We start from the raw sequence: 20990 nt of genomic DNA, 5'->3' as shown, positions 1-20990 counted from the left end.
GCTCAGGAGGTCGTCCCGGCGGGCGGGCTGCCGGGTACCGGTACGGGGGTCGGTGCCGGGGTCGGCGCGGCGGTGGCCGGCGGCAGGGTCGGTACCGGGGCGGAGGGCGGCCCGGCCGAGGCCGTCGGGCCGGGCGTGGCCGCAGGCTCGGTCGGCGTCGGCGAGCCGGCGGGCTCGGTCGGTGCCGGTGCGGCGGTGCCGGACGGCGGCGCGGGCGACGAGCTCGGCGCGGACGGCGACCCGGTCGGTGCGTCCGGCGACGGCGAGGGTGACGTCTCCGGTGGCGGGGTGGGTGCGGGCGACTGGGTCGGCGGCCCGGCGGTCGGTGGCACCGGTACCCCCGGCTCGTTCGCGCCCGGCGGGTCGGCCGGCGGCGGCAACCGCCCGGGTTCGGTTCCGGACGGGCCGGGCCGGTCGGGCACGGCGCCGGGCGGGACGAGGAGCGGCAGCCAGCCGGTCCGTTCGGACCTGGCGCCGGTACCGGCCGGTCCGGGCTCCACCACCGGCGGCACGCCCGGTTGCCGGGGCACCACCTCCGGCGGCGCGCCGACCGGGGGCGGGACGAACGGGGTGGCGTCGGCCGGGCGCATCCCGTCGGAGACCGTCGCCGAGCCGCTGCCGATCGCCGCCATGATCGGCAGCGAGGAGGTTCCGGCCAGCAGCGCGACGGTGAACAGGTACCGGCGGGCCGGACCGGCGAGCCCCTCCGCCCGGTGCACTCCGGTCACCCTCCGATATCCGACGTGCGCGCCACCGGACCGGCGGTGCCGGGCCAGCAGCATGGGAGCCGGTGGCTCGTAACCGTGGTTGGGCACGGAAAACTCCTCGTCGTCGGCGGCGCGGGCCAGGCGGCGGCCGGGTGGGACGGGTCGCGGCGACCGTGACGCCGCCGCTACCTACAGTGGCGGAGTAACCCTGTGTTGGCCAGCGTCACACAGCGTGTCAGCGGCTGAGTTTCGATCGACTCGACCTGCGTACCCGATCAAATCGGTTGATGTGGTGCGAAGCCGGCGGCGACCCGGATCCGACGGAGGCCGACCTGTAGCGATACCGACCTGCTCTGCGAATATGGAGCCGACGGCAACGCGGCCGCGACCTTCGCGCACCCCGCGGCAGGCAGGACGTGGTGCCGGCGCTCGGTGGACCAGGCTCGGCCAGAATCTGGTCCACGCCGCGCGGCTACCCCTACCGGGGAAAGGCGCGGCAGCCACCCCCGGTCCGGCACCAGCCGGACGGGCGCACGAGCTGCGCGGTCGGGACACCCCCGGTGCCGACGCACGAACGACAGGGAGATAGGGATGGCGAAGGGCGATCCCGCGGGCACGGCCCGCGGCAGGCGAGCCACACCCCGGTCCGCACGGTCTGGTGGGAAATCCCCAGGCACTGACCTGGTGCAACTACTCACGCCCGAGGGCGACCGGATCGACAAGGTGACCTGGTCGGACGGCACGGAATACAGCGTCGACTTCACCGACGAGGAATACCGCGGCCTCTACCGGGACCTGGTGCTGGTCCGCCGGCTGGACGCCGAGGCGACCGCGTTGCAGCGGCAGGGCGAGCTGGGCATCTGGGCCAGCCTGCTCGGCCAGGAGGCGGCGCAGGTCGGCTCGGGCCGGGCACTGCGGCCGCAGGACATGGCCTTCCCGACCTATCGGGAGCACGGCGTGCTCTACTGCCGGGGCATCGACCCGATCATGCCGCTGGGCCTGTTCCGCGGCGTCGACCTGGGCGGCTGGGACCCGAACGAGTTCAAGTTCAACATGTACACGATCGTCATCGGGGCGCAGACCCTGCACGCCACCGGCTACGCCATGGGCGTGAACATGGACGGCCGGACCGGCACCGACGACGGCGAGGCGGTGATCGCCTACTTCGGTGACGGCGCCTCCGCGCAGGGCGACGTGAACGAGGCCTTCATCTGGTCGGCCGTCTTCAACGCCCCGGTCGTCTTCTTCTGCCAGAACAACCAGTACGCGATCTCCGAGCCCCTGGAGCGGCAGACCCGGATCCCGCTCTACCAGCGGGCCGCCGGCTTCGGCTTCCCGGGCGTACGGGTGGACGGCAACGACGTACTGGCCACCTACGCGGTGACCCGGGCGGCGCTGGACAACGCGCGTCACGGTCAGGGCCCCACCCTGATCGAGGCGTACACCTACCGGATGGGCGCGCACACCACCACGGACGACCCGACCCGCTACCGGATCGCCAGCGAGGTCGAGGCCTGGCAGGCCAAGGACCCGATCGCACGGGTCAAGGCGTTCCTCACCAGGCAGGGCATCGCGGACGACGCGTTCCTGGCCGAGGTGGAGGAGCAGGCCAAGCAGGAGGCGCTGCGGCTGCGGGAACGGGTGCTGGAGATGCCCGACCCCGAGCCACTGACCCTCTTCGACAACGTCTTCCCGAACGGCTCGCCCGAGGTGGACGCGCAGCGCGAGTTCACCGCCCGTTACCTGGACTCGTTCGAGGGGAGCGTGCACTGATGGCCACCGAGACCCTCACCCTGGGCAAGGCGATCAACCGCGGCCTGCGCCGCGCACTGGAGCACGACCCCAAGGTCGTGATCATGGGCGAGGACGTCGGCAAGCTCGGCGGCGTCTTCCGGATCACCGACGGCCTCCAGAAGGACTTCGGCGAGAACCGGGTGATCGACACTCCGCTCGCCGAGTCCGGCATCATCGGCACCGCGGTCGGGCTCTCCATCCGGGGGTACCGGCCGATCTGCGAGATCCAGTTCGACGGCTTCGTCTACCCGGCGTACGACCAGATCGTGTCGCAGGTGGCCAAGATGCACTACCGCTCGCAGGGCAAGGTACGGGTGCCGATGGTCATCCGGATCCCGTTCGGCGGCGGCATCGGCGCGGTCGAGCACCACTCGGAGTCCCCGGAGGCGTACTTCGCGCACACCGCCGGGCTCAAGGTGGTGGCCTGCTCGTCGCCGCAGGACGCGTACACGATGATCCAGCAGGCGGTCGCCTCCGACGATCCGATCGTCTTCCTGGAGCCGAAGCGGCGCTACCACGAGAAGGGCCAGGTGGACCTGGACGCCCCGCTCGGTGACGCGTACCCGCTGCACGCCGCCCAGGTGGTCCGGCCGGGCCGGGACGCCACGCTGCTGGCGTACGGGCCGATGGTGCGTACCGCGATGGAGGCGGCCAGCGCCGCCGAGGAGGACGGCCGGGACCTGGAGGTCATCGACCTGCGCACCCTCTCCCCGCTGGACCTCGGCCCGGTCTACGAGTCGGTGAAGCGCACCGGGCGGTGCGTGGTGGTGCACGAGGCACCCGGCAACCTCGGGCTCGGTTCCGAGATCGCGGCCCGGATCACCGAGGAGTGCTTCTACTCCCTGGAGGCCCCGGTGCTCCGGGTGACCGGCTTCGACACGCCCTATCCGGCCGCCCGGCTGGAGGAGGACTACCTGCCCAACCTCGACCGGGTGCTCGACGGCGTCGACCGCACCTTCGGCTGGTGAGCGGGATGTCGCGGGTGCGGGAGTTCCCCCTGCCGGACCTCGGCGAGGGGCTGACCGAGGGCGAGATCCTCAAGTGGCTGGTCGCGGTCGGCGACACCGTCGAGTTGAACCAGCCGGTGGTCGAGGTCGAGACGGCGAAGGCGGCGGTCGAGATCCCGGCGAAGTGGGCCGGGAAGATCACCGCGATCTTCCACGACGAGGGCACGGTGGTCGACGTCGGCTCGCCGATCTTCGCCGTGGACACCGACCCGGGCGCCGGTGACCTGCCGGAGCCGTCGGCGGCGTCGCTGGCCGCCGTCGAGATCGCGCCCGCCGAGGGCGCCGTCGAGCCCGGGCTGATCGGCGGGCCCGCTCCGGGTGGCCGGACGGCGGTGCTGGTCGGGTACGGCCCGCGCACCGGCGCCGCGAAGCGCCGCCCGCGCAAGGGCGCCGGGGTACCGGCCTCGAACGGTGTCGCGGTGACGGCCCCGGCGCCGGCTCCGGTCGCGGCCCCGGCGCCGGCTCCGGTCGCGGCCCCGGCTCCCGAGCCGGTACGCCCGACAGCGCCCGAGCCGGTGCGTCCGGCGGCCGCCACCCCGGCACCCCGGACCGGCGGGACCGCCGCCGGAGCGGGTGGACTGGTGCTGGCGAAGCCGCCGGTGCGCAAGCTCGCCAAGGATCTCGGGGTGGACCTGCGTACCCTGACCGGCTCGGGACCGCTCGGCTCGATCACCCGGGACGACGTACACCTGGCGGCGGCGGGCGCGACGACGGCGGCCGAGCCGGCGCCGACGACCGGTGCCGCGACGGCGCCGGCCTTCGGGCCGGACCGGGAGCAGCGGATTCCGGTCAAGGGCGTGCGGAAGCTGACCGCGCAGAACATGGTCGCGTCGGCGTTCAGCGCGCCGCACGTCACCGAGTTCCTGACGGTCGACGTGACCCGCTCGATGAAGGCGCTCGACCGGCTGCGCAAGCGCCGGGAGTGGCAGGACGTCCGGGTCTCCCCGCTGCTGCTGGTCGCCAAGGCCGTGCTGCTGGCGGTCCGGCGGCACCCGATGGTCAACTCGACCTGGGCCGGCGAGGAGATCGTCGTCAAGGAGTACGTCAACCTCGGCATCGCGGCGGCGACCGAGCGCGGCCTGATCGTGCCGAACATCAAGGACGCCGGCCGGCTCACCCTGCGGGAGCTGGCGGACGCGATGACGGCGCTGGTGCAGACCGCCAAGGTGGGGAAGACGGCTCCGGCGGACATGACCGGCGGCACGCTGACCATCACCAACGTCGGCGTCTTCGGCGTCGACACCGGTACCCCGATCCTGCCGCCCGGCGAATCGGCGATCCTGGCCTTCGGCGCGGTCCGGGAGATGCCCTGGGTGCACAAGGGCAAGATCCGAGTGCGGCAGGTCACCACCCTCGGGCTCTCCTTCGACCACCGGATCATCGACGGCGAGTTGGGTTCGAGGTTCCTGCGTGACGTCGGCGACTTTCTGGCCGACCCGGAGGCGGCGCTGCTCGGCTGGACCTGACCTTCGGCACGGCACGAACACCTGGCAGGAAGCGGCCGGTGTGTCCCGGGTTACCCCCGGGCACACCGGCCGTATCCATATGGTTACGAAGAATCATCGTGCAGATGACCGCCAGACCTTAGATTCTTAGGCTGGTGGTCCAGCTCACCTAATAATCGGTGGCAGGAGCGTCTCCCGCGAGGTTCAATGGACACATCAGACGCGGAGACAACCGAATAGCCAGGGGGCGCAACACCATGAGCATGCTCAACCGAATTCGTAACCGCCGGGACAGCGCGCGTCGGGCGCGGGCCATCGAGCGGGCACTGCGGGCGACCAGTTCGCCGGCTGCCCGTGACGAGATCCTGATCGCCGCGCAGCGTTACTACGGCTGACCTCGACAGACTCCTCACCTCCTCCGCACCACACCGACGGCCCGTCCGGAGCGCTCCGGGCGGGCCGTCGGTGTTTCCAGCCGCACGCCACCGGAGTACCGCCGCCACGACACCGCCCGGTACGGTGAGGCTCGGTCGTCGCCCGACCGGCCGGTAGGACGTACGCCGAACAGATGTCGGTTCGGCTCGCCCTGGACGACCGGGCCCGGCGACCCGCGCTGCCCGAGCGGTGCCGGTTCGTACCGGCTACCGTGCGGGGAGCTTGCCCAGCCCGGTGTCGCGCCGGAGTCGTCGGCAACCTGGCTGGCGACCGGCGCGCGAGACCGGCGCGGCCGACATGTGATGGAGGAGGCGCGCGCATGACGTCCGAGGATCCGCAGCACCCCGGCCGGTGGCCGGACGAGGCTGCGCCGGGCGCCGCAGGCCCAGCCCCGTACGGCAACCCCGCACCACACCACGACGACCGGTTCCCGCCCCAGGGTTCCGTTGGTACGCCACCGGCCGATCCCGGCTGGGCCCCGCCGCCGTCGGCGGGCCGGGCCAGCGCGCCGGTGGCCTGGAACGAATCACCCGGTGCGCCCCCCGGGCACCCCGGCCCGGCCGGCTGGGCAGCTCCGGGCGAAGACCCGGGCCCGGCCGGCTCCCGGCCGGACGGCCCGTGGGGCCCGCCGCCGGAGGCCGCCGGCGCACCGTCGGCGCCCCCGGAGGGGTCGGGCTTCCCGCCGGAGTGGGGGAGCCCGCCCAACCAGTCCGGCCCACCGCGCTGGACCGGTGCCGGCCAGCCCGCCGAGCCGTCGAGCGGCCCCCCGGGATATCCGCCCGGGTCCGGCGCGTCCGCCGGCCCGCAGGGCTACCCCGACCAGCCCGGCGGACCGCCCGGCTACCCCGACCCGTCGCCCGGCGGCGCCCCCGGCTACCCCGGCCAGCAGTACGGCGCCCCGGGCTACCCGTCGGCGGCACCGGGCAGCCCGGCGTACCCGTCGGCGGCGGGCAGCCCCGCCCAGCCCGCCGAGCCGCCGAGCTATCCGCCGGTCAACCGCCCGGCCATCCCGGAGGGTGAGCCGTGGCCGGCCTCCGAGGCCTGGGGCGCGGCGTCCCGCCCGGATTCCGGCTCTCGCCCGGACGCCGGGACCCGGCCGGACGCCGGTGGGCCGCCGAGCGACTATCCGCAGCGCCCCGCCGACCGCAACCACCCGGGCGAGCCGGAGCCGCCGCACGGCGGTGCACCGCAGGCGTCCGCCTGGGCACCTCAGGCGCCGACCTGGTCGGCGGGACCCGGCGACGGCAGGCCCGGCCCGTTCGAGCCGTCCCGGCCGGAGTTCGACCGCCGGGAACCCGATTTCGAGCGGCGCGAGCCGGACTTCGAGCGGCGCGGACCCGAGTTCGACGGGCGCGGTCCGGACTTCGAGCGGCGCGGACCCGAGTTCGACGGGCGCGGACCGGACTTCGAGCGGCGCGGACCCGAGTTCGAGCGGCGTGAGTCGGACGGGCCGGCGTACCAGCCGGGTCCGGCGCCGGGGATCTCGCCCGGCAACGCCGTACCGCTGCCGCCGCAGGAGACCCGGATCCCCGGGGCCAGCCTGGCGGCGGCACCACCGGCCGACTATCCGCCGGCCCCCAACCGCCAGCCGGCCGGCGAGTACGGCTCGCCGGCCCGGGAACAGGGCGGCTGGGCGCCCGGGGTCTCCGAGGCGGCACCGCAGTCGCCGGCACCGACCCCCGGGGCCGCGCCGGTCGTACCGCAGCCGAGGGTGCCGACCGATTCGGCGGTCGCCGGCCGGGTCTCCGTACCCGGCGTGCCGGGGACGTCGGAGTCGGCGGGCGCACCCGAGCGGGCCGCCGGTCGCGCCGTCGCCGGAAGTGCCGCCGTACCGGCGGCGAGCCGGGTACTCCCGCCGGCCGACCTCGCCGCCGCAGCGTCGGTACCCGCGCCGAAGCCCAGGGTGTACGGCCGCCCGGCCGGCGCGGACGAACCCGACCAGCAGCCGGGTCCGGCGAGCGGACCGGGCGGCTGGGACGACGCCCAGCCAGGATCGCCCGCCGGCCCGGCCGGTTGGGACGGCGACCGGCCGGGCGGCGCGCCCGGCGGTGGCTGGGACGGCGACCGGCCGGGCAGCGCGGAGGCGCGCCGGGCCGGGCCGACGGTCTACGGTGCGCCACCGGCCCAGCCGGGGCCGGGCGAGCACGGTGACGCCTTTTCCGACGAGCCTCCGGCGACCCGGATGGCCGTTCCCGGCGCCCGGACGCCGCAGTCCGACACGCCGAACCGCCCGGCCAACGCCTCGCCCTTCGCCGACCTGATCGGACCCGGCGGCATGCCCGGTCAGGGCCCGGGCGGGGTCGGCGTGGACGGGCCCGGTCCGAACGGGCCGGCACCGTTCGACGGAGACCGCTTCGGCGGCCCCGGACAGGCGGAACCGGACGGTTTCGGCAGGCCCGGACAGGCCGAACAGCACCGCTTCGGCGGACCCGCCCCGTTCGACGGGGACCGGTTCGGCGGTCCCGGTCAGGGCGAGCCGGACCGGTTCGGGCCCGGACCGGCCGGTGGTGGCCAGTTCGGCGGCCCCGGACAGGGCGAGCCGGACAGGTTCGGCTCCGGACCGTCCGGCGGCCAGTTCGGTGGACCGGCACCCTTCGACGGGGACCGGTTCGGCGGCCCCGGCCCGGGTGGCGCTGGCCAGGCCGGTCCCGGCCAGTTCGGCGCGTCCGCCCCGCCCGGCACCGACCGGTTCGGCGGCCCGCCCGGACAGCCCGACTTCGGGCCACCGCCCGGAGGGCCGGGCTTCGGCCCGCCGCCGGACGGGGACGGGCCCGGATTCGCCCGGCCCGGCCCGGCGGGCGCGGGACCGACGACGTACGGGGCGCCCGGGGCGGGACCGGGGACGTACGGGGCACCGCCCGGCGGCCCGCCGCAGTACGGCTCACCCGCGTCCGCCGGCCCGGGCTGGGGCGGCTCCGACGACGGTGCACCCGGACGGTTCGACTCGTTCAAGCCGGAGTCGGCGGAGTCGGAGAGCAAGACCGAGCCGCCGACGCCACAGGTACGCAACGGCAAGGTGCTCTTCCTGGTCCTGGTCGCGGCGGTACTGCTGCTGGCGATCCCGCTCGGCACGCTCTGGCTGCTCGGCAAGATCGGCGGCGAGGACGCGGCACCGCCGTTCAACCCGGCGGTGGGCGCCTGCGTCAAGGACTCCGGCGGCACCCCGGTGATCGCGGACTGCGCCGAGCAGGGCGTCTTCAAGGTCGCCTCGAAGGTGACCGACAAGAACGAGTGCCCGGCGGACACCCCGCAGACGATCGTCGTACCGGATCGCAAGGAAGTGCTCTGCCTGCAACCGGCGGCGGCTCCGGCCGGCGGATAGCAGCCGGCCGGCCGGCCGAACCGACCCAGCGCCCCGCCCCGGGAACCCGAGGCGGGGCGCTGGTCGTCTCGTGCCGTTCCGGGGTGGGTGGGGCCGGCCTGCGCGCGCGTGTCAGTCGGGGGCCGGCGTGACGTACACGCCCCGGCCCTGATGTCCCTGGAGCACACCCCGCTCCTGTAGCCGAGCCAGCGCCTGCTTGATGGTCGGCGCCGAGCACCGGTACTGCTCGCTGAGCTGGCTGATCGACGGTAACTGGTCGCCCGGCCCAAGCTCGCCACTCGCGATCTTGGCTTCGACGTCCCGCATGACGCGGCGGTACACCGGCTCGGCCGGCGAGGCAGGTGCAGGCATCTGAGGTCCCCCTGGGTAGTCAACCAAGATCGGACCATGAGTGACCTGGCAACACAAGCAAGCCCACGCATCGACGTTGACTTGTCCTACCTGGCAATCTAAGTTGGCTGGGCAGGTCGGGTGATCTCCACGGCGGGCGGCTCCTCCGAGTCCGTCCGCACCGCTCCTTTCGTCGCGGGACGACAACCCCCTGACCATGGCCCGCATCGCACCGTGCCCCAGCCGCAGCGGGGCGCCCCTCGGCCGGAGGATCCCGACCACCAACTTGGCTTACCAAGCTTTACAAGTGTGAGGAGCTCAGATGACGCTCGTACTGACACGCCGCCGCCTGCTGGCCGGTGCGGCGGTTACCGCCACCGCGGCGATGACGGCCTGCGACGACGGCGAGGGCAGCGCCAGCGCCCAACCGGAGGTGGAGAAGGTCTCGATCCTGAGCGGGGCGGGCTTCCAGGGCCGGGAGGCCCCGATCTTCGTGGCCCGGTCCAAGGGCTGGTTCAGCGAGGTCGGGCTGGAGGTGCAGGTCCTGCCGGGCAAGGGCACCACGAGCAACCTGCAGACCCTGGCCGGTGGTCAGGCCACCTTCGCCACGGTGGACGTGAACGGCGCGATGATCGAGTTCACCCGGAACGGCGGGATCAAGGACTTCAGGCTGACGTCCGTACTGCACCAGCGGAACCTGGCGTGCTTCGTCGCGCTCAAGTCGAGCGGCATCGCCACGCCGCGTGACCTGGCCGGCAGGACGCTCTCCTACCTGCCCGGCGGGATCAACTACCTCCTCTTCAGCACCTATGCCCGGCTCGCCGGCTTCGACTCCTCCAAGGTCAAGTGGGTGAGCAACCCGATCGCGACCCAGCACGCGGCGATGCTCGCCCAGAAGAGGGTCGACGCGATCAGCCAGTTCGTCCCGGCGGTGGAATCGGTCCGGACGGTGGCGAAGCAGGATCTGGTCACCCTGCCCTTCACGGACTACATCGGCGACCTGCACGGTTCCGCCATCGGCGTCACCACGGAAACCGCCCGGAACAAGCCGGATCTGGTCCGTCGGTTCAACCGGGCACTGCTGCGCGGGCTGGAGTACGCGATCAGCCATCCCGAGGAGGCCGGTCAGATCTACGCCGCCGAGAAGGAGACGCAGGGGCAGCCGCCTGCCGCGGCGGTCGCCGAGGTGAAGGCGCTGCGGGCGTACGTCGAGGGCATCTCGGACGGCCCGCTCGGCCACTTCAACGAGGCGCGGATGGCCAAGAACATCGCGATTCTCCAGGCCGCCGGGACGATCCCCGTGGGGCTCACCCCGGGCGACATCATCGCGCCCGACCTGGTCGGGTAGGCCCCGTCGGCATGCCACGCCGCGCAGGCTCCGCGCATCCGCCCCGCTGGCGTTCCGCGCTCTCCACCGTCGGAACGCCGCTGGTGGGCGTCGCCGGGTTCGTCGCCGCCTGGTGGGCGGCGGTCGTCGTCCTGGATGTCGCGCCGTACGTCGTGCCGGGGCCGCCGGCGGTGGCCGCGGCGATCCGGGACGAGCCCGGCTACCTGCTGCGGAACGCGGCCGTCACGCTCGGCGAGGCGATGGCGGGATTCGCCCTCGCGATCGCCTCCGCCGTGCTGCTCGGTACCGTCCTCGCGGCCTCACGCCGGCTCGAACGGGCCCTCTACCCGATGCTGTTGACCATCAGCAGCACACCGAAGCCGGTCTTCGCTCCGCTGCTCATCACGATCGGCGGTTTCGGGGCGGGACCGAAGGTGGTGCTGGTCTGGCTGATGTGTTTCTTCCCCATCGCCCTGGCCACCAGTACCGGGCTCACCGCCACCGCCGCGGAGTTCGTGGAGTTGGCCAGGTCCCTGAACGCGTCGCGCTGGACCACCTTCGTGAAGTTCCGGGTGCCGGCCGCACTCCCGCACATCTTCGGCGGTCTCCGGATCGCGCTACCACTGGCACTCATCGGCGCGACCGTCGCCGAACTCTTCGGGGCGACCGAGGGGCTCGGCGTCGTCGTCCAGAACGCCGGCACCAACGCGGCGCTGGCCTGGGCGGCGATCGTCGTACTCGCGGCGATGAGCATCAACCTCTTCTACGCCCTCACCGCCACCCTGCGGGCAGTCGCCCCCTGGATCCGGCACACCACCGCCTGACAACCACGAGGAGAACCTGTGTCGACCACCTACATCTTCCGGGACGCGGAAACCGACAACGACGTCATGCTCCGGGCGCTGGCGGGGATGTACGACCCGTTCAGCGAGCGGCGACTGCGCGAGGCGGGGATAGCCGAGGACGCCCGGTGCCTGGTGGTGGCGGTCGGTGCGAGCGGTATCGCCCGGACGATCGCCGGGCTGGCCCCGCGCGGCGAGGTGATCGCCACCGATGTCGACCTGCGCCCCTGCCAGCGGGACCCGCGCGTCGACCTGCGCGAGCACGACGTGGTGACCGATCCGCTGCCCGGGATGTTCGACCTCATCCACGTCCGGCTGCTGCTCGGACACCTGCCGCAGCGGCTCGACGTCCTCGGGAAACTCGTCGACGCGCTCAACCCGGACGGCGTGCTGGTCGTGGAGGAGTTCGAGGCGACCTGGCGTACCAGCGTGCTCGCCGCACCGGACCCCGACGAGGCCGACCGGCTCTTCGGCGCCTATCACGACGCCTTCCAGGCCGCGTTGCAGGACGCCGGGAACCGCTCGAAGTGGAGCCGCCGGGTGCACGGCGCCATGCTCGACCTGGGTCTGACGGAGTGCGACACCGTCGGGTACACCGGGACCTGGGCCGGCGGCAGCCACGGCTGCCTGCTTCCGTGGGGCACCGCCGGTGCGATCCGGCAGAAGCTGATCGACGCGGGCATGTCCGGAGCCGACCTGGACGCCTTCCGGCAGCTGCTGCTCGTCCCGGAACTGAGGGTCAAGGGCAATCTGGCGTTGTCCACCGTCGGCCGGCGGCGGCGTTGAGCGGGTACCGGAAAAGGTCGGAATCGGGGCGGAGGCGTGCCGCCGTCGACCGCGCCGACTACCGGCAATCTGCCAGACACCTGACCGAATGGTGTAACACATATTGGATAGGGTCTATCCGGCGCTGCCGGCGGACACCATCGAGTCACCCAACGTGACAGTGGATGCCTCGGCATCACAGTTGTGCACTTCCGGATCCGAGATGCTGACAGTTCGCAAGGAGCCACCGATGAGCAGCGATCCTCATCCGGGCTGGTGTGACCCGGGCGAATGCACCGCGAGCTTTCGCGGAATCCACCCCGACGCCTCGCCGCCGACCCACGCCAGCCGGTGGTACGACTGCAATCCGCAGGACGACCGGCAGGCGGTCGAGGTCAGGGCCCAACTCGTGCAGTACGTCGACGACCCCCGGCCGCGACCCTTCATCCGCTTCGCCCGGGCCGACTTCGAGGACCGGCAGGTTTTCCACATCACCGTCGAGCAGGGCGGTGCGCTGGTGGAGGCGCTGGCCGACATGCTCCGCCGGGCCGGCGCCGCCGGGCCGGCCGCCGGGGCACGGCCACGGGTCAACTCGTCGCCGTAGCCGCCGGCCGGTTCGGCGTACCACAATGCCCGGGGCCCGGGGACGGTCCCGGCGGCGGCATGGCAGGGTTGCCGTATGGCTACTTCGCCCCGCGTACGCGCGCCCGAACTGAGGGGCCGCCGGTGGCTCAACACCGGTGGAGCGGATCTGACCCTGCACGACCTGCGCGGCAAGATAGTCATTTTGGACTTTTGGACCTTCTGCTGCATCAACTGCCTCCACGTGCTGGACGAGCTGCGCCCGCTGGAGGAGAAGTACGGCGACGTCCTGGTGGTGATCGGGGTGCACTCGCCGAAGTTCGAGCACGAGCGTGACCCGGAGGCGCTGGCCGCCGCCGTCGAGCGGTACGGGGTCGCCCATCCGGTACTCGACGACGCCGAGATGGCGGTCTGGCAGCAGTACGCCGCGAGGGCGTGGCCGACGCTGAACGTGGTCGACCCGGAGGGGTACGTCGTCGCCACCATGGCCGGTGAGGGCCACGCCGAGGGGCTCTCCCGACTGCTCGACGAGTTGATCGCCACGCACGAGGCGAAGGGCACCCTGCACCGGGGCGAGGGCCCGTACGTGCCGCCGGCCGAGCCGGCGACCGCGCTGCGGTTCCCCGGCAAGGCGATCGAGTTGGCCGGCGGGAACCTGCTGGTCTCGGACTCGGCCCGGCACTCGCTGCTGGAACTGGCCCCGGACGGCGAGACGGTGCTGCGCCGGATCGGCTCCGGCGAGCGGGGCCGGACGGACGGGCCGGCCGAGGTGGCCCGGTTCGCCGAGCCGCAGGGCGTGTGCCGGCTGCCCGAGCACGCCGCCGAGGTCGCCGGCTACGACATCGTGGTGGCGGACACCGTGAACCACCTGCTTCGGGGCGTACGGCTGGCGACCGGCGAGGTGACCACGGTGGCCGGTTCCGGCCGGCAGTGGCGCTCGACGGTGGACGACCACGCGCACGACGCGCTCGCCGCCGACCTCTCCTCCCCCTGGGACCTCGCCTGGTACGACGACCGGGTGATCGTGGCGATGGCCGGCATCCACCAGCTCTGGTGGTTCGACCCGATCAGGCGGACCGTCGGCGTCTACGCCGGTACGACCGTCGAGGCGTTGCGGGACGGGCCGCTGCCGGACGTCTGGATGGCCCAGCCGTCGGGGCTCTCGACCTCCGCCGACGGCCGTCGGCTGTGGATCGCGGACAGCGAGACCAGCGCGCTGCGGTTCGTCGCCGACGGGGTGTTGCACACCGCCGTCGGGCAGGGACTCTTCGACTTCGGCCACGTGGACGGCCCGGCCGAGCAGGCGCTGTTCCAGCATCCGCTGGGGGTCGGCGCGCTGCCGGACGGCTCGGTGCTGGTGGCCGACACCTACAACGGCGCGGTACGGCGGTTCGACCCGGAGACCGGGACCGTCTCGACGGTGGCCACCGGGCTGGCCGAGCCGAGCGACGTGCTGCTGACCGGGGACGGCGAGGTGCTGGTGGTCGAGTCGGCCGCGCACCGGCTGAGCCGGCTGGCGCCGGGTGCCCTCTCCGCCGCCGGGGCCAGCACGGTCGCCGGGAGCCGGCACCGTGCGGAGCGCCCGCCGACCGATCTCGCCGCCGGGGAGCTGACCCTGGACGTCATCTTCGAGCCGCCGCCCGGGCAGAAGCTCGACTCCTCGTTCGGCCCCGCCACCCGGCTGGAGGTCTCCGCCTCCCCGCCCGAGCTGCTGCTCGACGGTGCCGGGGTGAGCACCGAACTCTCCCGCCGGCTGGTGCTGAACGACCAGGTCAGCTCCGGGGTGCTCCAGGTCGTCGCGCAGGCCGCCACCTGTGACGCCGAGGCCGAGCACGCCGCCTGCCACCTGAGCCGCCAGGACTGGGGGGTGCCGGTGCGCATCACCCCGGACGGGGTGCACCGGCTGCCGCTGGTCCTGCGTGGACTGGACAGCTGACCGGGGACGTGACCGGAACCACTGACCGATCACTACCACCGAGTAACCTACGGTGCCGTAACCTGGTTGGGTGAGTACCTCAGCCCCGATCCGACTGCGCCCCGTCGACCTGGGCAAGCCGCGGATGCGAGGCTGGCTGCACGCGTACGCCTTCTTCGTCGCGGTGGTGGCCGGCGTCGTGCTCTGCGCGATCGCCGCCACCCGGCCGGGCTGGACGCCCCTGGTGAGCTGCCTCGTCTACAGCGTCACGGTCTGCGGCCTCTTCGGCACCAGCGCGCTCTACCACCGGCGGGTCTGGTCCGAACGCCGCTATCGCCTGATGCGCCGGCTCGACCACTCGATGATCTTCGTGTTCATCGCCGGTACGTACACCCCGTTCTGCCTGCTGCTGCTCTCGGCGGAGAGCGCGGCGGTCCTGCTGCTGATCGTCTGGGGCGGCGCGGTGGCCGGGGTGGCGATGAAACTGGTCTGGCCGCACGCGCCCCGCTGGGTCTCCGCCCCGCTGTATCTGGCCCTGGGCTGGGTGGCCGTCGCGGTCCTGCCGGACATCCTGGACCGGGGCGGGGTCACCGTACTCGCGCTGCTGGTCGCCGGTGGCGCCGCCTACAGCGTCGGCGCCGTCTGCTACGCGCTGCGCCGTCCCAACCCCTGGCCCACGGTCTTCGGGCACCACGAACTGTTCCACGCCTGCACGCTGGTAGCGGCGATCTGCCACCACGTCGCGATCTACTTCGCCCTGTTCGCCTGACCCCTCAGGGGTCGGCCGGCCCGCGAGGGGTCAGAGGTCGGTCGACCGGCCCGCCCGCTCAGAGCGGGCGGCCGGGACGCCGCACCTCGTGGTACTCCTCGACGATCTGCTCCTCGCGCCCCGGCACTCGAGGGTCGACCACCGGCGTGACGACGGTACGGCGCCGGTTGCGCCAGAGGTAGCTGGTCATCACCAGCCCGGCCAGGCCGGCGAGCATCAGCACCAGGCCGACGACGTTGAGGTTGAGCCAGCCCGTCTCGACGTTCACCGCGAAGGCGAGGATCGCGCCGAGAGCAATGAGAAAAATGCTTCCACCGATGCCCACTGGATCGCCCTCCTAGGCTGTCGACTGGTACCGGTCGCGCCGGTGTCCCGGCTACGGTCGCGGCATCCATCGACATACCCAGGCGTTTCAAATCCGAATCCGGCAAGCTGGTAGGAGGGTCCCGGTCGGTGCGAAACCGGCAGGACGGCGGCCGGACCGGACGGGGCGCCGCCGACCGGGTACCGGACCGACGGGACGCAGACGCCAGGCGACCAGGGAGACCAACGTGACGCAGACCAGCGCGGCCGGCGGGACAGGCGGAGACGGCGATCCGGGCGGCGCGCGGCGGCCGGAGGTACCCGGACGGAGCCTGGTGCTGCTCCGGCACGCGAAGGCCGAGCGGCCCACCACCGCGCCGGACGCGGACCGCCCGCTCACCGCCCGTGGGCACGCGGACGCCGCCGCCGCGGGCGCCTGGCTGGGGCACGGCGGCTACCTGCCGACGGTGGTGCTCTGCTCGCCCGCCAAGCGCACCCGGCAGACCTGGCACGACGTCGCGCTGGGCATGGCGGCACCGCCGATCCGCCCGCTCGGCGTACCGGCCGGACAGACCGCCCCGGCACCGACCGCAGCCGCCGGGACCGGTCCGGCCGGCGGTGGCGCGGTGCCGGCGGTCCGGTACGACCAGCGCATCTACCACGGGCACGCGGCGGACCTGCTCGAACTCGTCCGTGGTACGGATCCGGCGGCGGACACGCTGCTGTTGATCGGGCACAACCCGGCCATCTCGGAGCTGTCCACTCTGCTCGATCCGGTGCACGCGGACCCGGAAGGGCTGCGTACCAGCGGAATCGTGATCCACCGGATCGACGGCGAGTGGGCGGACGTACGCGCCCAAGCGGGACCGATCGTGAAGTGGCACACCGCCCGGGGCTGACCGGCCTCCCGGTCGGGTACCGGACGAGCCGGTGCCCGGCCGGTGACGTCGCCACCGGGCCGGGCACCGGGGATGTCAGGTGGGTGGTGCGCTCGGCGGCGGCGGATCCGGCGGCGGCGGCATCATCGCCGTCGGATGTGACAGCCTGTTCTCCTCGACGATCAGGGTCCGCGCCCGCTTCTTGCGGTCCTGCCAGTACCACAGCGTGGTGGCCAGCACCGCGACCCCGGCCAGGATGAAGACCCAGCCGACCGCTCGAAGGTCGAGCCACCAGACGTTCGCCCTGACCGCGAACGTCAGGATGGCTCCCAGGGTGATGAGGAAAATTCCCGTACCGATGCCCATGTCCGCTGCACTCCCCCGTGCGATGGGTCGTGGGCTTTCATGACAAATCAGGTCAAACTGCTCCTAGCACCGCCTCAACAATAGCGCGGTGGCCGGGGAGCAACAGCTCCCCGGCCACCGAAAAAGCGCTCCCCGATTCCGCCCGACTAGAAGGCTTCCTCCGGCAGGTCCATCAGCTCCAGGTCGGCGGCCTGGACGATCCGCCGGTCGGCACCGATCCGGGGCAGCACCTCGCGGGCGAAGAACCGGGCGGCGGCCAGCTTGCCGGTGTAGAACGCCTTGTCCGCCGGGGTCACCTCGCCACTCAGCGCCCGCAGCGCCACCTCGGCCTGCCGCTGGAGCAGCCAGCCGACCACCAGGTCGCCGACGGCGAGCAGGAAGCGCCGGCTGCTGAGCCCGACCTTGTAGAGCGCCCGGGCATCGCCGCCCTGGGCGTCGCCGAGCCACCCGGTCATCGTGCCGACCATCGCCTGCACCTCGCCGAGCGCCCGACCCAGCGCGGCCCGCTCCTCCTTGAGCTGCCCGTCGCCCGGCTCGGCCGAGTCCGTCGCGGCGGACTCCGCGCCACCGGCCTCCACGAACGCCGCGATCTCGCCGGCCACCGCCATCAGGCTGGTACCGCGATCCCGGACGATCTTCCGGAAGAAGAGGTCGAGGCTCTGGATCGCGGTCGTACCCTCGTAGAGGGTGTCGATCTTCGCGTCCCGGACGTACTGCTCCAGCGGGTAGTCCTGGAGGAAACCGGAGCCGCCGAACGTCTGCAACGACTCGTGGCCGAGCAGCTCGTAGGCGCGTTCCGAGCCGACACCCTTGACCAGCGGCAGCAACAGGTCGTTGACGCCCTTGGCCAGCTTGGCGGTCGACTCGTCACCGTTCGCCTCGGCGATGTTGATCCGGTCCTGCCAGGTCGCGGTGTAGCAGACCAGCGCCCGCAGGCCCTCGGCGTACGCCTTCTGCAGCATCAGCGAACGGCGCACGTCCGGGTGGTGCGTGATGGTCACCCGGGGTGCGTTCCTGTCCGTCGAGCGGAGCAGGTCGGCGCCCTGCACCCGGCTCTTCGCGTACTCCAGCGCGTTGAGGTAACCGGTGGAGAGCGTGGCGATCGCCTTGGTGCCGACCATCATCCGGGCGTACTCGATGATCAGGAACATCTGCCGGATGCCGTCGTGCACGTCGCCCAGCAGCCAGCCCTTGGCCGGTACGCCGTGCTCGCCGAAGGTCATCTCGCAGGTGTTCGAGACCTTCAGCCCCATCTTGTGTTCGAGGTTGGTCGCGTAGACGCCGTTGCGCTCGCCCAGCTCCCCGGTCTCGGAGTCGAAGTGGAACTTCGGGACGATGAAGAGCGAGAGACCCTTGGTGCCGGGCCCGCCGACCCCCTCGACCCCGACCGGCCGGGCCAGGACATAGTGGATGATGTTGTCCGTCAGGTCGTGCTCACCGCTGGTGATGAAGCGCTTGACGCCCTCGATGTGCCAGGAACCGTCCGGCTGCGGGATCGCCCGGGCCCGGCCGGCGCCGACGTCCGAGCCGGCGTCCGGCTCGGTGAGCACCATGGTCGCGGCCCACTGCTTCTCGACGAAGAGCTTGGCCCACTTCTTCTGCTGCTCGGTGCCCTCGCGGTAGAGGGTGTGCGCGAAGGAGGGGCCACCGGCGTACATCCACAGTGGCGCGTTGGCGCCGAGGATCAGTTCGGCGGCGGACCACCAGAGCGCGCGGGGCGCCATCGTGCCGTCGAGTTCGGCCGGCAGGTCCATCCGCCAGAACTCGGAGCCCATCATCGTGTGGTAGGACTTCTTGAACGGCTCGGGCAGCGGCGCGGTGTGCGTGGCCGGGTCGAAGACCGGCGGGTTGCGGTCGCTGGAGGAGTAGCTGGCGGCCAGGTCCTCCCGGGCCATCCGCTCGACCTCGGCGAGCACGCTCCGCGCGGTGTCGGCGTCGAGTTCGGCGTACGGGCCGGCGCCGAACGCCTGGTCCGCGCCGAAGACCTCGAAGAGGTTGAACTCGAGGTCTCGCCGATTGCTCCTGTAGTGGGTCATACGCCTCTGCCCCCCGGACTCGCAAACACAGGTTACCCGGCAGTAACAGGAGTTATATTACTAGCGAGTAAGTCACTGCGGAGCGCCGGTACCAGTGACCCGCACCACAGTGACAGCAACCTTACGCAAGGTGCCGGACCGGACGTCCGCCTCGCAACCGCCGACGCGGTTGCCGAATCCGGTCAGTTGTCGGGGGCGCCGACCTCCCAGCTCGGCACCGGCGACGCGGTTGCCGAGTGCGGTCCCGGGTACTCCATCAGGACCAGCGCGATGTCGTCGTCGAGCCGGCCGCGTACCCACTCGACCAGGGCCGTCTCCAGCGAGGCCAGGCCGTCGGCGACCGTGCCGTGCCCGAGCAGCCGCCAGGCCCGGTCCACGGTCGGGAAGAACTCCCCGTCCCGGCGGGCCTCGCCGAGCCCGTCGGTGAAGAGCAGCAGCCGGTCACCCGGTTCGAGCCGCTCCACCCGGGGCCGGACCACCGGCATGAACCCGAGCGGCGGAGCGGGCGCCGGTGGCTCCATCGGAATCACCTGACCGCGCCGGAGCAGCAGGGGAGCCGGATGACCACAGTTGACGATCGTGAGCGTGCCGCCCCGCTCCTCCACCAGCGCGGCGGTGACGAAGTCCTCGTCGCCGACGTTGCGGGCGACCGCGCGGTCCAGGTCGGCCACGATGGCCCGCAGGTCGGCCCGCTCGTACGCCACGTGCCGGTAGGAGCCGAGCACGATGCTGGCCAGCCGGACCGCGTCGAGCCCCTTGCCCCGGACGTCACCGATGATGATCCGCACCCCGTACGGGGTGTCGATTGCCTCGTACAGGTCACCGCCGATGTCGGCGGCGGCGGTCGACGAGATGTAGTGCCCGGCCACGGCCAGGCTGCCGACCTGCGGGCCGACCGGGCGCAGCACCGCCTGCTGGGCCACCGAGGCGAGTTTGGACAGCTCGGCGATCCGCTCCTCCTGCCGCTGCCGGATCACCGCGAAGAGCGCCGCGATCGCCGTCGCCAACACCACGCCGATCAGGTTGACCGTGGTGGCCAGCGGCACGACCCGGCCGTCCCAGGCCAGCGAGGCGGCCAGCACGGTGGCGATCACGCCGACCGCGAGCACCACCCGCCAGGAGGCGAACGCGGCGGCCAGGAACGGGGCCGCCGCGACCAGGCCGACATAGTTGACCTTGGAATCGTCCGCGAACTCGACCACCGAGACGAGCGCGAGCAGCACGAGGGCCGCGCCGAGACCGGCGCGGGAACCTTGGCTCAGCGGGCGAGGGCCCGGTGGCATCAGTCGCATGGGTACGCGGAACAGCATGCCTGATCGACGACCGCGATTGTACGAAGTTGACTCCTCGTCCGATCGCGTTCTGGCCACCTGGCGCATCCCACCGGTCCGGATCCGCCGGATCTTGTCGGCGAGTCAGCCAACCGTTGCAAGTCGAATGAACATTCTTGGATCACGTACCTCACATCGCGCGTTCGCCCGGTCACCGAGCCGTCGTACCGCTCAGCCGAGGACCTCGTACCGTACGTCGATGGCGCCGAGGCTCAGCGCGGCGATCGCCTCGAAGCCGGCCCGGGACAGGTCGATGCAGCGGCCCTCGATGAACGGCCCCCGGTCGTTGATCCGGACCACCACCGACCGGCCGTTGTCGGGGTTCGTCACCCGGACCCGGGTGTCGAAGGGCAGCGTCTTGTGCGCGGCGGTCAACGCGTTCGGGTTGAAGGACTCACCGTTCGCGGTGACCTGCCCCTGGTCGTAGTAGGAGGCGCCGCACGAGCCGGTCTGCACCACCCGGGTCGTCGGGCTGGTCGCCGGCCGCTTGCTGGCGGGCTTCTTCGCGGTGGCGCTGCGGCTCTGGCTCGGCGAGGGGCGGGAACTGGCCCGCGAGGCGCGCTCCGGCGACCGCGTCGGGGTGGGCGTGACCGCGTCCGGGGTGGGCGTCGGCGACGTCGTCACCGGCCCGTCCGGGGTGGCCGGCGTGGTGACGTCGACCAGGGCCGGGGCGGAGTTGGCGGTTGGCTCGGTACCGAACGTCACCACTCCGGCCGCACCCGCCCCGACCAGGGCGACGGCGACCGCACCGGCCGCCACCACGCCGGTCGGCCAGCGCAGGATCCGAACTCGGGCATGCTTCCCAGCCACCGCACCGTCCTCTCGAAGGAACAACA

The 20990-nt window shown here is 72.7% G+C and carries 19 protein-coding genes; 12 read left to right on the top strand and 7 right to left on the bottom strand.

Features of this window, described 5'->3' with window-relative positions; translation table 11 throughout:
- Window positions 1-2: 2 nt before the first annotated feature.
- Complete coding sequence (locus C6W10_RS37635; protein ID WP_159104824.1) at window positions 3-815, bottom strand: hypothetical protein; 813 nt, start codon at window positions 813-815, stop codon at window positions 3-5.
- Window positions 816-1298: 483 nt separating this feature from the next.
- Between C6W10_RS37635 and pdhA the strand changes: the two genes are divergently transcribed.
- From pdhA to C6W10_RS37630, 5 genes are all read left to right on the top strand, one after another.
- Window positions 1299-2480 carry a pyruvate dehydrogenase (acetyl-transferring) E1 component subunit alpha gene (gene pdhA, locus C6W10_RS30775; RefSeq protein WP_107262595.1) on the top strand — a complete coding sequence of 394 codons (1182 nt, stop codon included), beginning with the start codon at window positions 1299-1301 and terminating at the stop codon, window positions 2478-2480.
- Window positions 2480-3469, top strand: a complete 990-nt coding sequence (locus C6W10_RS30770; protein ID WP_107262594.1) for an alpha-ketoacid dehydrogenase subunit beta — start codon at window positions 2480-2482, stop codon at window positions 3467-3469. The genes pdhA and C6W10_RS30770 overlap by 1 nt, the downstream gene beginning before the upstream one ends.
- Window positions 3470-3474: 5 nt before the next feature.
- Complete coding sequence (locus tag C6W10_RS30765) at window positions 3475-4974, top strand: dihydrolipoamide acetyltransferase family protein (RefSeq protein WP_107262593.1); 1500 nt, start codon at window positions 3475-3477, stop codon at window positions 4972-4974.
- Between the two features lie 236 nt (window positions 4975-5210).
- Window positions 5211-5348 (top strand): hypothetical protein, encoded by a 138-nt coding sequence (locus C6W10_RS38130; RefSeq protein WP_199853142.1) that lies wholly within the window; start codon window positions 5211-5213, stop codon window positions 5346-5348.
- Window positions 5349-5707: 359 nt separating this feature from the next.
- Complete coding sequence (locus C6W10_RS37630; RefSeq protein WP_159104823.1) at window positions 5708-8710, top strand: hypothetical protein; 3003 nt, start codon at window positions 5708-5710, stop codon at window positions 8708-8710.
- Between the two features lie 111 nt (window positions 8711-8821).
- On the opposite strand, the gene C6W10_RS30755 is transcribed toward C6W10_RS37630, so the two are convergent.
- Window positions 8822-9016 (bottom strand): winged helix-turn-helix domain-containing protein, encoded by a 195-nt coding sequence (locus tag C6W10_RS30755; protein WP_234359154.1) that lies wholly within the window; start codon window positions 9014-9016, stop codon window positions 8822-8824.
- 346 nt (window positions 9017-9362) lie between these two features.
- Between C6W10_RS30755 and C6W10_RS30750 the strand changes: the two genes are divergently transcribed.
- The 6 genes from C6W10_RS30750 (at window position 9363) to C6W10_RS30725 (ending at window position 15240) form a co-directional block, all read left to right on the top strand.
- Complete coding sequence (locus C6W10_RS30750) at window positions 9363-10388, top strand: ABC transporter substrate-binding protein (protein ID WP_107262591.1); 1026 nt, start codon at window positions 9363-9365, stop codon at window positions 10386-10388.
- An 11-nt stretch (window positions 10389-10399) separates the two neighbouring features.
- Window positions 10400-11191: an ABC transporter permease gene (locus tag C6W10_RS30745; protein WP_107262590.1), complete on the top strand. Its 792-nt coding sequence runs from the start codon at window positions 10400-10402 to the stop codon at window positions 11189-11191.
- An 18-nt stretch (window positions 11192-11209) separates the two neighbouring features.
- Window positions 11210-11995 (top strand): trans-aconitate 2-methyltransferase, encoded by a 786-nt coding sequence (locus tag C6W10_RS30740; RefSeq protein ID WP_107262589.1) that lies wholly within the window; start codon window positions 11210-11212, stop codon window positions 11993-11995.
- Window positions 11996-12224: 229 nt separating this feature from the next.
- Window positions 12225-12578, top strand: a complete 354-nt coding sequence (locus C6W10_RS30735) for a hypothetical protein (RefSeq protein WP_107262588.1) — start codon at window positions 12225-12227, stop codon at window positions 12576-12578.
- A 75-nt stretch (window positions 12579-12653) separates the two neighbouring features.
- On the top strand, window positions 12654-14492 hold the full coding sequence (locus C6W10_RS30730) for an NHL domain-containing thioredoxin family protein (RefSeq protein ID WP_107262587.1): 1839 nt from the start codon (window positions 12654-12656) through the stop codon (window positions 14490-14492).
- Window positions 14493-14562: 70 nt separating this feature from the next.
- Window positions 14563-15240: a hemolysin III family protein gene (locus tag C6W10_RS30725; RefSeq protein WP_107262586.1), complete on the top strand. Its 678-nt coding sequence runs from the start codon at window positions 14563-14565 to the stop codon at window positions 15238-15240.
- Window positions 15241-15298: 58 nt separating this feature from the next.
- On the opposite strand, the gene C6W10_RS30720 is transcribed toward C6W10_RS30725, so the two are convergent.
- Entirely contained in the window at window positions 15299-15565 is a 267-nt protein-coding gene (locus C6W10_RS30720) for a DUF6458 family protein (RefSeq protein ID WP_107262585.1), read from the bottom strand.
- A 310-nt stretch (window positions 15566-15875) separates the two neighbouring features.
- Between C6W10_RS30720 and C6W10_RS30715 the strand changes: the two genes are divergently transcribed.
- Window positions 15876-16442, top strand: coding sequence for a histidine phosphatase family protein (locus tag C6W10_RS30715; RefSeq protein ID WP_234359625.1), 567 nt, complete (start codon window positions 15876-15878; stop codon window positions 16440-16442).
- Between the two features lie 75 nt (window positions 16443-16517).
- On the opposite strand, the gene C6W10_RS30710 is transcribed toward C6W10_RS30715, so the two are convergent.
- The 4 genes from C6W10_RS30710 to C6W10_RS30695 form a co-directional block, all read right to left on the bottom strand.
- A complete protein-coding gene (locus C6W10_RS30710) occupies window positions 16518-16787 on the bottom strand; it encodes a DUF6458 family protein (protein WP_101368713.1) in 270 nt (89 codons plus the stop codon).
- Window positions 16788-16933: 146 nt separating this feature from the next.
- Entirely contained in the window at window positions 16934-18823 is a 1890-nt protein-coding gene (locus C6W10_RS30705; protein WP_107262583.1) for an acyl-CoA dehydrogenase, read from the bottom strand.
- Between the two features lie 182 nt (window positions 18824-19005).
- Entirely contained in the window at window positions 19006-20133 is a 1128-nt protein-coding gene (locus C6W10_RS30700) for a PP2C family protein-serine/threonine phosphatase (protein ID WP_107262582.1), read from the bottom strand.
- Between the two features lie 192 nt (window positions 20134-20325).
- Complete coding sequence (locus tag C6W10_RS30695; RefSeq protein WP_107262581.1) at window positions 20326-20964, bottom strand: septal ring lytic transglycosylase RlpA family protein; 639 nt, start codon at window positions 20962-20964, stop codon at window positions 20326-20328.
- Window positions 20965-20990 lie beyond the last annotated feature (26 nt).

The sequence above is a fragment of the Plantactinospora sp. BB1 genome, from assembly GCF_003030385.1.
Taxonomy (GTDB): domain Bacteria; phylum Actinomycetota; class Actinomycetes; order Mycobacteriales; family Micromonosporaceae; genus Plantactinospora.
This window is presented reverse-complemented; position numbering and strand designations above follow the sequence as displayed.

Coding starts and splice junctions, on each gene's coding strand:
- pdhA (WP_107262595.1), top strand. CDS start 1,299: ATGGCGAAGGGCGATCCCGCGGGCACGGCCCGCGGCAGGCGAGCCACA.
- C6W10_RS30770 (WP_107262594.1), top strand. CDS start 2,480: ATGGCCACCGAGACCCTCACCCTGGGCAAGGCGATCAACCGCGGCCTG.
- C6W10_RS30765 (WP_107262593.1), top strand. CDS start 3,475: ATGTCGCGGGTGCGGGAGTTCCCCCTGCCGGACCTCGGCGAGGGGCTG.
- C6W10_RS38130 (WP_199853142.1), top strand. CDS start 5,211: ATGAGCATGCTCAACCGAATTCGTAACCGCCGGGACAGCGCGCGTCGG.
- C6W10_RS37630 (WP_159104823.1), top strand. CDS start 5,708: ATGACGTCCGAGGATCCGCAGCACCCCGGCCGGTGGCCGGACGAGGCT.
- C6W10_RS30755 (WP_234359154.1), bottom strand. CDS start 9,016: ATGCGGGACGTCGAAGCCAAGATCGCGAGTGGCGAGCTTGGGCCGGGC.
- C6W10_RS30750 (WP_107262591.1), top strand. CDS start 9,363: ATGACGCTCGTACTGACACGCCGCCGCCTGCTGGCCGGTGCGGCGGTT.
- C6W10_RS30745 (WP_107262590.1), top strand. CDS start 10,400: ATGCCACGCCGCGCAGGCTCCGCGCATCCGCCCCGCTGGCGTTCCGCG.
- C6W10_RS30735 (WP_107262588.1), top strand. CDS start 12,225: ATGAGCAGCGATCCTCATCCGGGCTGGTGTGACCCGGGCGAATGCACC.
- C6W10_RS30730 (WP_107262587.1), top strand. CDS start 12,654: ATGGCTACTTCGCCCCGCGTACGCGCGCCCGAACTGAGGGGCCGCCGG.
- C6W10_RS30710 (WP_101368713.1), bottom strand. CDS start 16,787: ATGGGCATCGGTACGGGAATTTTCCTCATCACCCTGGGAGCCATCCTG.
- C6W10_RS30705 (WP_107262583.1), bottom strand. CDS start 18,823: ATGACCCACTACAGGAGCAATCGGCGAGACCTCGAGTTCAACCTCTTC.
- C6W10_RS30700 (WP_107262582.1), bottom strand. CDS start 20,133: ATGCTGTTCCGCGTACCCATGCGACTGATGCCACCGGGCCCTCGCCCG.